The sequence below is a fragment of the Nocardia rhamnosiphila NBRC 108938 genome (assembly GCF_000720425.1).
In the GTDB taxonomy this organism is placed as follows: Bacteria; Actinomycetota; Actinomycetes; order Mycobacteriales; family Mycobacteriaceae; genus Nocardia; species Nocardia rhamnosiphila.
Map to the genome: position 1 here is coordinate 103,020 of NZ_JOAJ01000012.1, position 14,529 is coordinate 117,548.

The following is a 14,529-nucleotide window of genomic DNA, read 5'->3' on the forward strand; positions in this document are numbered from 1 at the left end:
CGAAACCCCGGCCCTGACGCCTGTGCTGCCGGACCGCTCCGGCTCCGATCTGCCTTCCGATACTATTCGTCGACCCGATCACGAAAAGGCGCGTACCAATCCCGGGGACGCCCCTGGATCTCCCGTAACTCCCCGACCGTATCGTTGACGATCGCGAAACTGGTGAAGGTGAGTGGATAGTATTCCGGCGCCATGGCGTCCCGGCGGGTCAGCACGCGCAGCTCACCCCCGGTTCCTCCGTACGTTTCCAGAACCGCCCGGAAACCGGCCTTCTCGTCCTGATGCACCGCCAGGGTCTGCCGTGCGCGGGGTGCCGCGAAGGTGAGACGCCACACCGTCTCCCACCGGCCGTCGTCGTATCGCGCGCGGCTGCCCCACACCGTGGGGCGCAGGTCGGCGGCGGAATACGCGGGCGGTTCTTCTGTCATATTTCGGGAGTCACTTTCGTGATCCATTCCATCTGGTCGTTCAGCAGGTGGAACGACCACGGATGGAAAATGGTTTCGTCCGGTACACCGTGTCCGACCGGCCGGACCGTGATCAATCCCTGCTCGACCAACTCCTGATAGGCGGATTCCGGCAGTCGGCCGACCAATACAGTAGACGGAGAATCTCCGGTGCTGTGCCGCAGACCCCATTCGTAGGCGGCCTGGAAGCCCGGCGACTGCCCGTTCTCCACCTCGTGCGTGAAGAACGCGCCGGGCCGGCCCATCGCGCCACCCGCCGAGGCCGTGCGGGCCACCTCCGATTTGAGCCCGTATACCGAGATGTAATCCGCGTGGGCGGCAGAGGTGCCGTGTGCGAAATCCCGGTGCGTCCGCACCGGTGCGCATTCGTCCGGCACCAGTCCCGTGGGGTCGCACCACACGACGGGATTGTGCGGATAGGTGACCGGATTGGGCGCCGGCACCGGACCCAGCGGATCCCGTGTGAGATACCGTCCGGTCGCGGGATCGTAGGTGCGGTGCAGGTTGTAGTGCAGACCGCTCTCGGGATCGTACTGCTGTCCGGGAAATCGCAGCGGCGTATCCGTGCTCCCCGACCAGGTCGTCTCACCCCACAGGGTGCCCGTCGCGGCGGCGGCGACCTGCCCGGACGCAGCCACCAACCGGATCGGCGCGCCGACGAGGTCGGTCACCACGGCCACGAACTCGCGGTCGGCCGCCGCCCGGTCGACGATCTGGGTGAGCGGGATATGGGTGCCGGGCCGGTAGGACCAGTGCGTGGTGGTGTCCTCGGTCGTCTGCTCGGTCACCCGGTTCCCGTCCCAGGCGTAGTGGGTCCGTCCGAGCACGGTTCCGTCGTCGGCGAGTCGTAGCTTCGCCACCCGCCGCCCCAGCGCGTCATAGCCGTAGCGCCAGCGCTCACCGGCCTCGGTGCGCAACTCGGTCAGCTGGTCGAATGCGTCGTACCGGTAGTGCCGGATCGCCGGCGGGCGAGAGGGCCGGGCGGTGGCGGTGCGAACCAGGCGGCCGGCGGCGTCGTAGTGGAACCGGGTACGGCCGCGACGAACCAGCCGGTTCTTCCGGTACTCGCGCCGCGCACGGCCGTCGGCCGGGTCCGGCGCGACGTCGACGCGGGAGGAGACCGGTGCGGAAGTCGCCCCGTCCGCCGCGGCGGACAAGATATTGCCGAGCAGGTCGTAGCCGTACTGTTCGACGACCCGGTCTCCACTGACCATGCCGGTGACGCGCCCGATCTCGTCGAGGGTGTACCGGCGGCGAACCGCTGCCCCGTGACCTTCCACTGTCGTCTGCTCGATCGGATATCCGTCGGGACGCCACGAATAGTCGTCGCGACGAACGAGTCCTCCGGCATTCGCTCCGGTGGCCACGGTGCCGACGATCTGCGCCGTGGTGTGGCCCACGCCGGAAAGGACGCGGTCCACTGTGAGATCACCCGTTCGCCAGCCGGTGAGGCGGCCGAGCCGGTCGTGCACGAAGCGCAGCCGCCTTCCGCCGCTGCGCATCGCCGTGACCCGGCCTGCCGGATCGTACTGCCAGGCGGTGACCACGCCACTCGGTGCAGTGTGAGCGCGGCGCCGCCCGTGGCGGTCGTATTCGACGGTGCTCGGCGCCCGGTCGTCCAGCTGCTCGGTTTTCAGCCGCCCGTCCCCGGTGTGGGTGAACCGGACGGTATGGACGGCGGAATCGCGAAGGCCGGACACCGCGCTCGTCATGCGCCCGGCCGCATCGTAGGTGTAGCGCAGCCAGTCCCCGCTCTCGGCCACTATCGCCGTCACCCGCCCGAGCGAGTCGTAAGTATGGGTGCGGGTGACTCCGGTGGCCGGGGTCACGGTGACGACCCGGCCGCACGGGTCGTGGGTATATCGGGTGAGTGCGCCCGTGTCGTCGGTTTCGCCGGTGCACCGGCCCACGGCGTCGTAGGTGTAGCGCCAGATGTCCCCCAGCGGACCGCTGATGCCGACGAGGCGGCGCTGCGTGTCCCAGGTGTACCGGGTTGTGGCGCCGTCCGGACCGGTCCGGCTGTGCAGCAGATCGAATGCGCCGTAGTCGAAACGGGTCCGGCCGCCCCCGCGGTCCATGTGCTCGGTGAGGTTGCCTTCCCCGTCGAAGACCCAGGCCTCACCGTGACCGTCGGGATCGGTGCGCGCCACGAGCCGGTCGTCGCCCGACCAGGTGTAGGACGTGACTCCGCCGATCGCGTCGGTGACGGTGACCGGGCGACCGAAATGATCACGGACAACGGTCGTGACCGCGCCGTCGGGTTCGGTCACCTGCACGGGTAGTCCCGCCGCGTCGACTTCGATCCGGGTACGGGCACCGGCGGATCCGGTGATGGTGGCGACCGCGCCCGAGCGGTGGCGGCTGTACTCGGTCCGGACTCCGTCCGGCGTGGTCATCGCCGAGAGTTCACCCGCTTCGCTCCACTCGCGGGTGTGCGACGCACCGTCGGCCTCGATGATCGTGGCGGCCCGTCGGCGGCCGGCGTAGAAGATACGGATCGGTAGCCCGTCGGGCCGGATGATCTCCACCGGATTTCCGTCGGTGTCGTATCGGTACGCTGTCGTGGTACCGTCCGCGGCGAGAACTCGAATCGGGTTCTCGCCCTCGGCGTATTCGATGTGGGTCCGTCCGCCGAGCGGATCGATGCGCTCGCACACTCGGAACTCGCGGTCGAGGACGTAGTGCGTCGCCGCTCCGGCGGAGTCGATGTGGACCGTACGGCGGACTCCGCTCTCCTCGTCGACGGAGTACTCGAAATATGCGTCGAGAATTCCCGCGCTGCCGTGCTGGGCGACGACCCGACCGACGTCGTCGTAGGTATTGCTCATCCGATTACCGTTGGAATCGGTCCACGAGGTCATCCGTTCCGCGGCGTCATAGGTGTAGCGCGTTTCCGCGCCCACCCCGTTGCGGACCGTCTCCAGTCTCCCCTCGCGATAACCGAATTCACGGACGGTATCGACGGTTCGGTCGTCTCCGGCGGCCTTCCCCAGCACCTGGAGCGCGACCACCCGGCCGTGTGCGCTGTCGATGCGCACCCGGTAGCCACCGGAATGTTCGATCTCCGTCGGGGCGCCGTCTTCGTCGTACCGGAAACGGATGTGGTTCTCGTACCGGTCGGTAATGGCGGAAAGAACGTAACCGCTGCGTTGCCGGTCGGGCGTACCCGGCTCCGGCACAGCGAAATACCAGGTCAACTCCCGGTCTGGCTCGGTCACGACATAGCCGCCGCCGGGCGCCGCACTCAGCGGCCACTGCGGTCCGCCGTTGATCGGCAGGACCGACCGGCCCGGTGCCGGATGCGCGTAGACCAGCAGCAGTCCGTCCTCCCCGACGAAGGTCACCGTGCCGGTGTCGACGACGACGCGCATATCGATGGTCGCCGACCAGGACGGGCCGAACCAGCGCCCGAAGCGATAGCCCGATCGATGCCGGCGTCGCAGCATCAGAGTCAGTACTCCGGGTAGCCGTAGATCGGTCGCCGGGAGTACGAATTCGCCGGTGGCGATATCGACCGGATCATTACATACGGTCACCTGGTCGGCGGTCCGATTCATTTCGGAACGATCGGTCAGGGCCGCGTGGGCAACTCCGCGGTCGGCCTCGGCACGATCGCTCGGGAACCGGTGATCGGAGCGGGGCTCCGGGTTGAATATCCGCGGCGTATCGGCCGGCGTGGCAGATGCCCCGCTGGGCACGACGGCTGCCGCGCGGGAGTCGTTGTCGGAATGTATCTTCGCCACCGTGCTCAGCGCGTCGTCGTGGTTGGGTGAAGCCCTGTTCCAGCCGAAGGCGACGGTGCGCCCTACCTTGCTCAGCCGCTCACCAGCCGACACCAGGATTTTCGACGCGAACACGAAACGCCCTCCCGCTCCTCCGACCCTTGTGCATCATCGCACGGGCCCTGGGGAACCTCCGGCCGTCCGCCTCGGCATTCACGTGCCCTCCGGCCCGCTCGCCTACTGTTTCTCCATGCCGACCCACCCGGCGTAGAAGTGTTTCAATGCGCATATCTACGTAACGGAATGCCATTTGCTCGACACGGTCCCGCACCGGACCCAACCCCACCCCCGTCCTGGCCTGTCGCTCGACGAATTCGCCTATCCATTTCCGGTGGACCGCGCGACGTCTCAGAATCGGTCTCTACACCACCGGAGCGCGGGCCGGCGACGACGTTCTCCCAACCCGCTCGACCCTTGCGGAAGTTTGTGTAGCGGCGGCACTTCACCTGCGTAATCTGCGAAACCCGTTGCGGCAGAATACGAGCAGATCTGTCCTACGAATGACCGCCGGGTGAGCCGAGTCCGCCGCATCCACCGGCAGCCGCGAGGGCGGCGGCCGAACACCGGACCCCACCCCGCCATACGTGTTCCACATCACCGCTTCCAAACGCTAACGAAAACCATTATCGTTAACGTACGATGCTGGACATGACGATCTCGAAGCGCCGAATACATTGGATCGCAACGCTTCTCAATCCTCCGGGGAGCTTCTACCTGCCTCCGTGGCCCGCTCGGGCCGCTACCGGAGGCTCGGCCAGGACGAATTCAGCGGTTCCGGGCACCGCCCGCGCCGTCGGGCGCGCGCCGCCGGGTGCCCCGCCCGGCGTCACCGCTGCGAGCGCGTCTCCGTCGTACCGGCCCGGCTCCCGAGTCGGGCAAGCCTGCGCTGTACCGCGTTCGGACGACCCGCCCCCGCGCGCCGGTCCCTGTCTCGTCGAACCACACGACATCGGAGTTTCATGAGCAACGCCCTGCATATTCTGACCCGTACCGATCTCGCCGATATCGATATCACCCCGGACGAGGTGATCGAACTCGTCGAGGAGGGATATTCGGCCTTCGCCCGCGGTGAATCACGCTGTCCGGTCAAACTCATGATGTCGCTACCGGATACCGGACGCGACGCGGTCTCCTATTCCATGCTCGGCTACGACGGTTCACTCGAGCATCTCGGCTTCAAGACCTCCTACCGCCAGGGCAGTACCAGCGCGGAGAAGTACTACACGACCATCAGCCTCTACGACGACGCCACCGGCCTGCCGTTCGCGCTGATGGACTGCCAGCGGGTCGGTGCCGCGCGCACACCGGCCACCACTGCGATCACCGCGAAACACGCCGCACGCGAGGGCGCGACGAGCGCTCTCATGATCGGCACCGGGATCCAGGGCCGCAACACACTCCCGTACCTGCTCACCGCCTTACCAGGGCTGGAACGACTACGCCTGTTCGGCACCCATCCCGACGGCATCGCCGAGAGCCGCGCGGCGCTGCGGCGCTGGTTCCCGGACCGGGAACTCGAACTCGTCGACGATGTGCCCGCGGCGGTCGCCGAATCCGACATCATCGTGGTGGCCTCCGGGCGCGCCGCACACCCGAAGGTACGCACCGAATGGCTGCGGCCGGGTGGCCTGCTGATCTCGGTGGCCAGCAAGGGAGTCGAGAGCGGCGCCCTGCGCGGCGCGGACTACACGATCGCGACCAGCGCCGGCCAGCTGGGCGTCACCGGAACCCGGCTGGCGGGCGCAGACGGCGAACTGGTCATCGACGCCGAACTCCCCGAGATCGTGGCGGGCCGGGCCCCGGGCCGACGGGGCGCGGACGACCGGGTGTTCGCCTTTTCCAGCGGAATGGTCATCACCGATATCCCGGTGGCGCACGCTCTGGCGACCCGGGCCGTGGCGGCCGGTCGCGGGCAGCAGGTGCGATTGTGGACCTGACCGTGACGGCCGCGCTCCCGGCCCTGCCCGCGATCGAACCCGGCTGGCAGCGCGCGCTGCGGGCCGACCGGGGTCTGCTCTTCGATATCCACCATGCGATCGATGGACCGTTCCATATGGTCCATCCCCCGCGATTCGCGGCCAATTTGCGCGCTTTCCAGGACGTGCTGACCCGGCACGAGGTGCGCGGTCAGGTGTACTACGGCAAGAAGGCCAACAAGGCCGGATGCTGGCTCGCGGTCGCGGCCGACCTCGACGCCGGGGTCGATGTCGCTTCCGAACCGGAACTCGTCCACGCGTTGGCCCACGGTGTGCGCGGGCGCGATATCGGCGTGACGGGCGCGGCGAAAACCGATGCGCTGCTGCGGCTGGCGGCGCGTCACGGCTGTCTGGTCGCCATCGACGCCCTGGACGAATTCGAACGCGCCGCGGAGATCGCCCGCACGGCGGGCCGGTTGCGGATCCTGTTGCGCCGGTTGCCGCCGGGCGCGCCACACAGCCGCTTCGGTTCCTCGGATGCCGACCTCGAGCGCGCCCTGGACCGGTGCGTGGAACTGCGTGAGCACCTCGAACTCACCGGGTTCTCGTTCCACCTCGACGGTTACGCGGTCGCGCCGCGCGCCGCGCTGGCCCACGACACGATCGAGTGGTGCACCCGGGCGCGAGTGCGGGGGCTTCCGGCCACCGCGATCTCGATCGGTGGTGGTTTCGCCTGCCGCTACCTGCGGGACGAGGATTGGGCCGCCTTCACCCGCGACCGGCGCGACGACTGGTTCCATGCGGGACGACAGTTCGAGAAGTTCTATCCCTACGCGCAGGACCCGACCGGTGCGGCCATGCTCGACGCCGTACTGACCGAGCAGTTCCGGGGCCGGACCCTGGCCGAACGGTTGCGTACCGCCGATATCGCGCTGCTGCTGGAACCCGGGCGCGCGCTGCTCATCGACGCGGGCTTCACAGTGTTTCCGGTCCTCGGTTTCAAACAGAACGCCGATTACGGCATCACGACCGCGCACGGGCTGAGCATGAGCGTTTCGGAGCAGTGGAAGGGTAGTGAGTTCCTGCCCGATCCGGTTCTGATCCCGCGTATCGCCGACCCGGAAGCCCGGCCGGTGGCCTCCTGCGTGGGCGGGGCCAGCTGTATGGAATACGACGTGCTCACCTGGCGCAAGGTGGTCCTCTCCCAACGACCGCGACCCGGTGATCTGCTGCTGTACCCGAACACCGCCGGCTATCAGATGGACAAGAACGAAAGCGAATTCCACCAGCTTCCGCTTCCGCCGAAGATCGTGGTGACCGGCGCGGAGGCGCGATGGCAGTGGAGACTCGACCGGTGACCGCCACCCTGCCGGTCGGGGGCGAGAACGTCGTACGCCGCGCCTCCGACCTGATCGGTGCCACTCCCCTGCTCGAACTGGTGCGTACCGGGTCCGGCAGCAGGCTGCTGCTCAAACTCGAACAGTTCAACCCGACCGGTTCGGCGAAGGTGCGGATGGCCCGGGAGATGGTGCTGGCGGCCGAACGCAACGGCGATCTCGCCCCCGGCGGCCATATCGTGGAACCCACATCCGGTAACACCGGCACCGGCCTGGCACTCATCGCCCTGGAACGCGGATACGCCTTCACCGCGGTGGTCGACGGCCACGCCGCGACGGACAAACTCCGTGCCATGCGCGCCCTGGGAGCGCAGCTGGTCACCGTCGACGGCGACGGCAGCGACGGGCCCAGCAGCGTGCGGCGGAGGCAGATCGCCGCCGAGATCGCCGCCGCCACCGGGGCCTACCGGCCCGACCAGCACAACAACCCGTACAACAACGCCGGCTATCGGGAGCTCGCCGGCGAACTGCACAAGGATCTGGCGACCGATATCGACTATCTGGTCGGCGCGGTGGGCACCGGCGGATCGCTGTGCGGCACGGTGGAGGAGCTGCGCCGGCTGGGTTCGCGGGTGTACGCCATCGGTGTGGAGCCGGTGGGCTCCATCATCTTCGGCGGCGAACCGGGCGCCTACTGGCAGACCGGTGCGGGCAGCCCGGCCGACTTCCCGGTGGGCGGCAATGTGCGCTACGACCTGATCGACGAGGACTGCCGCGTCAGCGATATCGACGCCTTCGCCACGGCCCGGGTGGTCGCACGGCGCACGGGCGTCCTGATCGGCGGCACCGCGGGCGCGGCCGTCCACGTGGCACTGCGCCGGCTGGTCCGGCTGCCACCGGGCAGCACCGTGGTGGTGCTGGTGTGCGATGCGGGCGAGAAGTATCTCGACACCGTGTACGACGAGGACTGGCTCACCGCGCGCGGCCTCTACGACCGGGCCGCTCAGCAGCGCATCGTGCGGCTCTGCCGCGCCTATGACGAATCGGTGCGGCTGGCGGCCCTCGATCTCCGGCGACGGGGAGCGTGAGGAACCGATGACGTTTCGATGGCAGCCCTATCGGGCGATCCTGGCCCTCGCCGCCCCGATCGCCGGAATCCAGCTCGCCCAGGTAGCGCTCACCACGGTCGATCTGGCCATGATGGGTTTTCTCGGCGTCGCGGCCGTCGCGGCGGGCGGGCTCGCGCTGCTGCTGTACAACCAGTTGCGCACCATGTGCGTGGGTATGGTCACCGGCGTCGGGAACCTCATCGCGGCAGCGGCCGGACGAGGTGAGAAGCGCACCGGCAGCACGGAACTCGACGACGCGGCGCGGGCCGAGATCCACGGATATCTGCGCGCCGCGCTGTTCGTCGCCACCGTGACCGCCGCGTCCGGCGCGCTCGCGCTGGTCGCCCTCGGTTACGCCCTGCGATGGATGGGGCAGGACGCCGCGGTGCTCGAGCTGGCCCGCCCGATCATCTGGACGCTGGCGCCCGGTCTGGTGCCGATGCTGTGGTTGAACGTCCTGCGGCAGTTCGCGGTGGGAATGCGCCGGGCGGGGTCGCTGCTGCGGGTCACGCTGTGGTCGGTCGGGGTGAACGCCGTGCTGGACGCGCTGTTCGTCTTCGGCTGGTTCGGCGTGCCGACACTGGGACTCGCGGGGATCGGGCTGGCCACCACCCTGGTCCAGTGCTGGACCTTCGCCGTCTATCTGCGCAGTGTCCGGCGTGATCCGGTGCTCGGCGCTCTGCTGTCGCTGCGCGCGTGGCAGGCCGACCGGGCCACGGTGGTGCGTATCGTGCGCATGGGGACGCCGATCGCGCTGACCTACGGCGCAGAAGCGGCGATCACCTCGATCGCCACCGTCCTGATGGGTGGATTCGGCGCGGTCGCGCTGGCCGCGAGCAATATCGTGAACCAGCTCGCCTATATCGTCTACCAGGTCAATATCGGTCTGTCGCAGGGCTCGTCGATCCTGGTGAGCCGCACCGTGGGCCAGGGTGACCGGGACGCGGTGGCCGTCATCGCGCGCCGCACGTTCACCATCGGTTTCACCTTCATGACGGCGATCGGCCTGTTCTACGTGCTGGCGCCGCATCTCGTGCTCGCGCCGTTCCTCGGCTCGCACCGCGACGACACCGCGGTGATCGCGGCCGCCTCCACCCTGCTGTGGTTCGCCATCGTCCAGCAGTACTGCAAGGGTTCGCAGAATCTGTGCATCGGCCTGCTGCGCGGTATCGGGAACACGAAGGCCGGTATGCAGAGCACCCTCATCGGATACTTCGCCCTCGGCGTACCCGCGATGGCGGTGTTCGGTATCGCGCTCGGCTGGCACGGTCCTGGTATCTGGCTCGGCCTGTGCCTGGGTTTCGGGGCGACGGCCGTCCTGGTCCAGCGGAAGTTCCGGCGCGGGCTCCGGGACAGTGTGCAGGGCGGACACCTGGCCGCCCGGAACTGACCCGGCCCCGCGGACTCCGAAGCGGCGCCGTCCCGGCTCACCGCGGCCGGGCGAAACCGGGTCCCGGATGCCACTGACACCCCGGCGTTTCCACGCGCCGGGGTGTCAGGGCATCGCCCGCACGAAACGATCGAGCAACCGCGCGAATTCGCCGCGCTCGCGCGCTGTCCACCCGGCCATGGCGGTATCGAAGGCCGCCCGGCGCCGCGCGTGGGACCGCTCGAGGATCTCCCGGCCGCGCTCGGTGAGGACCAGTACCGAACGTCTGCCGTCGGCCTGATCGGCGACCCGGCGGACCAGGTCTTCGGCCACCGCGGCAGCCACCAGCTTGCTGGCCCGCGGCTGGTCCACGGCCAGCGCGGACGCCACCACCGACACCGTGGGATCCGGCGTCGCTTCGATCACGTCCAGCACTTCGAAGGACTGCCCGGCCGGTTCTCCCTCTTTCGCGAGCGCTCGCCGGGTCTGCCGACGGCGGATCGCGACCATCGCTCGTTCTACGCGCTCGACATCGTCCACCCGGACATGTTATTACAGACATGCACATGTCAAATGACAACTACTTACAGTTGGTCATGTATCCGACGGGAGCCCAATGAACGTCCGCACCCTGCTACTCGGCGCCGCCACCGCGCTACTCATCCCGCTGGCCGCCGCCTGCGGCGATCCCTCCGCCGACCCCACGCCGGTGGAACCGGCACCCGCCGGCGAGCACCGGCTCATCGGCTACCAGGTCAAACGCCTCGACCAGTTGATCGACCTGACCTTCGACCGGCTGGTCGCCGAAGCCGGGCTCTCCCGGCGCGAATGGCAGACCCTCAACGCCCTGGCCGGCGGCCCGGCCGGCGACGCGGAACTGACCGACGCGCTCCGCCCGTTCTGGGAGGTCGAGAAGGAAGACCCACGCGACGTGGTCGCCACGCTGACCGAGCGCGGATGGGTCGGCCGGGACGGCGACGGACGGTACACCCTCACCGAAGCCGGACGCACCGCCCGGGCCACAGCCGCCGACTCGGTCGGCCGCATCCGCGACCTCTCGGCGGATGGCGTGAGCGAGCAGGAGTTCACACAGATGATGGACGTCATGGCACGTATCATCGGCAACCTCGAACGAGCTACCACCACCTGAGCGTCCGTACGGCGGTACCCGGTTTCGCACGCCTATCATTCGAATGCGCGATTCCGGCCCGCCGGCCCGCCGGCAGCGCCGGGACGGTCTCCACCTACGGACCGGCACCGCGCCGGGCGCGCCGGCGAGTCGTCCGTCGAGCGCGTACGCGGCGGCACCACTCGGTCACGGGTCGACGCGTGACCCGTGACCCGTGACCCGTGACCCGTGACCCGTGACCCGTGACCCGTGACCCGTGACCCGTGACCCGTGACCCGTGACCCGGAGGGCAGTATGAGCGCGACCTCGATCGAGAGCATTCTCCTCGGCAGCACCGACCCGGACAGTCTCCGCGCGTGGTATGCCCAGGTGCTGGGTGTCACACCCGATATCGACGGCTTCCTCGAATTCGGTGGTGTCGGCGTGCTCACCGACACCCGTGACGATCTCGCCCCGCGCACCGCCGAACCGGGACGGGTGATCATCAACTATCACGTGCCCGATATCCACGCCGCCGCGCGACGATTGGAGGCTTTCGAAGTCCCCTGGGTATCCGGCGTGCAGTACCGCGAGGCGGGACTGTGGTTCGCCACGGTCGAGGACCCCGACGGCAACTATGTGCAGCTGATCCAGACCACGCCCACCTATTGGGCCGAGAAGAAGCGCCGCGCGGGAGCGACCGCCGGGCCGCTGGACCACGCCCGGGCGGCGGTCCGGTTGCCGGCGCGGGATCTCGGACGCGCGCGGAGCTGGTACGCGCGACGGCTCGGACTCGAGCCCGTCGAAGAACGTGAGGGCGGGTTGCGCTACCGATGCGGCGGTACCGAATTCGTGGTCTTCGCGTCGGCCGGCCGGGCCTCGGGCGACCACACGCAGATGGGGTTCACGGTGCCCGATCTCGATTCGGCCGTCGCCCAGTTGCGGGAACGCGGAGTGGAATTCGAGAGCGAGATCGTCGAGGTGCGGGGGCACTACCCGTCGACCGGCGCGTCCGGGGAACGCGCCACCTGGTTCCGCGACAGCGAGGGGAACCTGCTCGGCCTGGGCCAGTACGTCTACGACTGACACCGGCACCCCGGCCGCCTCGGCATCCCGAGCACCGTCCGGCCGAACCGGCTGCACCCGCCGGGCGAGCCGGGTGCGACGAGGTGTCGGGGCGAATCGATAGTCTGCCGGAATGGTCAGACCGGATCCGGCACTGCGGCGCCTGCTGCGCGAAACAGGAAAGTTGCTACAGCCGTATGGTTTTCACGGCACCGATGCCCCCTGGGTGCGGGTCGAGCCGGCGGGCGTCGCGTCCGTCGGCCGCACCCGGGTGTCGCGGACCTGGGCCGACGGTCAGCAGGTCCTGCGATTCGGGCTGCATCTCGACGCCACGCCGCGGGCATGGTGGGAATTCGGCAACTGGCGCAACGAACGGCTGGGCCTGGACCCGATCCCGCTGGAGGAGGCCACCGGCCCCGATTTGATCGACGACCACGGCCTGCCCGAGGAACTCACCCGGCCCTGGTCGCTGCGGGTCGATCCGGAGCAACCGGGCGGGCACGCGCTACAGACCGATCTCGACACCATCCGCGCCGAACTCCCCCGCCGGGTCCACGCGTACGCGCGCCGGGCGATTCAGCTCGCCGACCCCGACCGCTACCTGACCGAACTCCTGGCGCAACCCGGTGACCGGATCGGCACCCGGGAGGCGATCGTCGTCCTGCTCGCCGACCGCGGCCGCGGGGCGGACCTCGACCTGGCAATCCACCGGCTGCGGACCTGCTTCGCCGACCGCACGGCGTCGGAGTTCGCGGAGGAGGTCATCGCCTACGCGCAGACCCGGGCCGCCACCGTCGTCTGAACGGTGGCCGCGCCCGGACGTCAGCGGCGGAGGAGCCGGCGCACCCGGGCGCGGGCCCGGGCGGCGCGTGATTCCGGTGCCGGGACCTCGACCGCCTGCTCGGCGGCCACCGCCTGCGCGAACCGGGCATGTAACTGCTCGCGGACCTCGTCCGGCGTGTAGGCGCGCCGGCGGCGTTCGGCGCGCACCACCACCACACCGGTGGCCACCACACCGGCCGCCCCCGCCAAACCCAATACCTTCCACCACCTCATAACGCATAGGCTACGTCCATGGCGGGTGTGGATCTCGATCTCGACCGGGCTGTCGAGATCACCAGGACAGGCGATATCTGGTTGTTCCGTGGACATTCCACGGCCGATCGGATGATCCGGATGACGACGAACAGTCCGGTCAACCACGTGGGTATGTCGGTGGTGATCGACGATCTTCCCGCGCTGATCTGGCACGCCGAACTCGGCCGGTCGCTACCCGATATGTGGTCGGGCACCGCGCACCGCGGCGCTCAATTGCACAATCTGCGCGACGCGGTACTGACCTGGGCGAACCGCTACGGCCAGCAGGCATGGCTGCGCCAGCTCGAACCGCCCGCGACCCGGGAGATGGAGGACGGCGTGCTGCGCACGGTGGCGCGACTCGACGGCACCCCGTTCCCGTCCACCGCCGCCCTGGCCGGGCGCTGGTTCCGCGGCCGGGTCCGGCTGCCGCGCCGCCGTTCCCGCCCGCCCGCCGCCCGTGAGGTGGAGAACGCGTACTGCGCGGAGATCGTGGCGGCCACCTACCAGGCGATGGGGCTGCTCCCGGATACCCGCAGCCCCGACTGGTACGACCCCGGCCGCTTCTGGAGCGGGGACCGCCTGCGGCTCAGCGGCGGCCGTACGCTCAGCGGCGAGATCGCCGTCCATGCCCCGCCCGAGCCGGCGAACTGAAATCGCCGGCCGGGGACTGCCACGGCCTACCGTGGTGCCCGGGCGTCAGCCGGCGGCGCGCTGATACGCCTCCAGCACAACACCGGGGATGCGGCCGCGATCGGGCACCTCGTGCCCGTTGCGCCGAGCCCACTCCCGCACCGCCTTCGCCGATTGCGGACGGTCCGGTGTCTGTCCCTTCGCCCGGCGCTGTTTGCCGACCCTGCGGGCGAACGGCACCCATTTGTCCAGTGCCGCGCGGAATTCCCGCGCATTCTCCTCGGAGAGGTCGATTTCGTACAGCAGTCCGTCGACTCCGAACGACACCGTCTCCGCCGCGACGGATTCGCCGTCCAGATCATCGACCATTGTGACAATTACCCTGCGCGCCACACCCACATCCCTTCACTCACTACACCACCGGCCGACCCGGCACGCGACACCGTACTGGTCCCACCCTCGGATACCGCCTCAGAAACGCTGAGAAACCAATGAGAAAGAGGCACTTGGACTCTCGTCCGACAGCGCCGAGGCGCCGCGGCGACTTCGGAAGGGTGGTCCTGCCGCCCCGGAAAGACTCCGGCGCTGCCGTGTCCGGGAGTGCCCCGACTCCCTCGGCGAGGCCCTCACCTCGGCATACAGCGCTGTCAGGCGTGTGCCGACGGC

General features: G+C 69.1%; 13 protein-coding genes. 8 read left to right on the plus strand and 5 right to left on the minus strand.

Features of this window, described 5'->3' with window-relative positions; all coding sequences use genetic code 11:
* Positions 1–62 precede the first annotated feature (62 nt).
* Both IG75_RS39440 and IG75_RS0132450 read right to left on the minus strand, forming a co-directional pair.
* A complete protein-coding gene (locus IG75_RS39440; RefSeq protein WP_030525127.1) occupies positions 63–428 on the minus strand; it encodes a hypothetical protein in 366 nt (121 codons plus the stop codon).
* Complete coding sequence (locus tag IG75_RS0132450) at positions 425–4,324, minus strand: RHS repeat-associated core domain-containing protein (protein ID WP_051715393.1); 3,900 nt, start codon at positions 4,322–4,324, stop codon at positions 425–427. Before IG75_RS0132450 ends, IG75_RS39440 begins: the two co-directional genes overlap by 4 nt.
* Positions 4,325–5,208: 884 nt before the next feature.
* Here IG75_RS0132450 and IG75_RS0132455 point away from each other — a divergent pair.
* From IG75_RS0132455 to IG75_RS0132470, 4 genes are read left to right on the plus strand one after another with little or no spacing between them, the layout of a single operon-like run.
* Positions 5,209–6,186: an ornithine cyclodeaminase family protein gene (locus IG75_RS0132455; protein WP_030525125.1), complete on the plus strand. Its 978-nt coding sequence runs from the start codon at positions 5,209–5,211 to the stop codon at positions 6,184–6,186.
* The gene (locus IG75_RS0132460; RefSeq protein WP_030525124.1) at positions 6,177–7,523 is read left to right on the plus strand and encodes a type III PLP-dependent enzyme domain-containing protein; all 1,347 of its coding nucleotides are present in this window, start codon (positions 6,177–6,179) and stop codon (positions 7,521–7,523) included. Before IG75_RS0132455 ends, IG75_RS0132460 begins: the two co-directional genes overlap by 10 nt.
* Positions 7,499–8,590, plus strand: a complete 1,092-nt coding sequence (locus IG75_RS0132465) for a PLP-dependent cysteine synthase family protein (RefSeq protein WP_051715395.1) — start codon at positions 7,499–7,501, stop codon at positions 8,588–8,590. The genes IG75_RS0132460 and IG75_RS0132465 overlap by 25 nt, the downstream gene beginning before the upstream one ends.
* A 7-nt stretch (positions 8,591–8,597) precedes the next feature.
* Positions 8,598–10,001, plus strand: a complete 1,404-nt coding sequence (locus IG75_RS0132470) for an MATE family efflux transporter (protein WP_030525122.1) — start codon at positions 8,598–8,600, stop codon at positions 9,999–10,001.
* A gap of 105 nt (positions 10,002–10,106) precedes the next feature.
* On the opposite strand, the gene IG75_RS0132475 is transcribed toward IG75_RS0132470, so the two are convergent.
* Positions 10,107–10,520, minus strand: coding sequence for a MarR family winged helix-turn-helix transcriptional regulator (locus IG75_RS0132475; RefSeq protein WP_030525121.1), 414 nt, complete (start codon positions 10,518–10,520; stop codon positions 10,107–10,109).
* A gap of 76 nt (positions 10,521–10,596) precedes the next feature.
* Between IG75_RS0132475 and IG75_RS0132480 the strand changes: the two genes are divergently transcribed.
* The 3 genes from IG75_RS0132480 to IG75_RS0132495 all read left to right on the plus strand — a co-directional run bounded on the left by IG75_RS0132480 (position 10,597) and on the right by IG75_RS0132495 (position 12,955).
* A complete protein-coding gene (locus IG75_RS0132480; RefSeq protein WP_081877286.1) occupies positions 10,597–11,130 on the plus strand; it encodes a helix-turn-helix domain-containing protein in 534 nt (177 codons plus the stop codon).
* 273 nt (positions 11,131–11,403) lie between these two features.
* The gene (locus tag IG75_RS38665; protein WP_081877285.1) at positions 11,404–12,174 is read left to right on the plus strand and encodes a VOC family protein; all 771 of its coding nucleotides are present in this window, start codon (positions 11,404–11,406) and stop codon (positions 12,172–12,174) included.
* A 112-nt stretch (positions 12,175–12,286) separates the two neighbouring features.
* The gene (locus IG75_RS0132495; RefSeq protein WP_030525118.1) at positions 12,287–12,955 is read left to right on the plus strand and encodes a hypothetical protein; all 669 of its coding nucleotides are present in this window, start codon (positions 12,287–12,289) and stop codon (positions 12,953–12,955) included.
* 20 nt (positions 12,956–12,975) lie between these two features.
* Here the strand turns inward: IG75_RS0132495 and IG75_RS0132500 are convergent, their stop codons facing one another.
* Positions 12,976–13,209, minus strand: a complete 234-nt coding sequence (locus tag IG75_RS0132500) for a hypothetical protein (protein WP_030525117.1) — start codon at positions 13,207–13,209, stop codon at positions 12,976–12,978.
* An 18-nt stretch (positions 13,210–13,227) separates the two neighbouring features.
* On the opposite strand from IG75_RS0132500, the gene IG75_RS0132505 reads away from it, so the two are divergent.
* Positions 13,228–13,884 carry a hypothetical protein gene (locus tag IG75_RS0132505; protein ID WP_030525116.1) on the plus strand — a complete coding sequence of 219 codons (657 nt, stop codon included), beginning with the start codon at positions 13,228–13,230 and terminating at the stop codon, positions 13,882–13,884.
* 45 nt (positions 13,885–13,929) lie between these two features.
* Here IG75_RS0132505 and IG75_RS0132510 read toward each other — a convergent pair whose 3' ends face one another.
* Positions 13,930–14,256, minus strand: a complete 327-nt coding sequence (locus IG75_RS0132510) for a histone-like nucleoid-structuring protein Lsr2 (protein ID WP_030525115.1) — start codon at positions 14,254–14,256, stop codon at positions 13,930–13,932.
* Positions 14,257–14,529 lie beyond the last annotated feature (273 nt).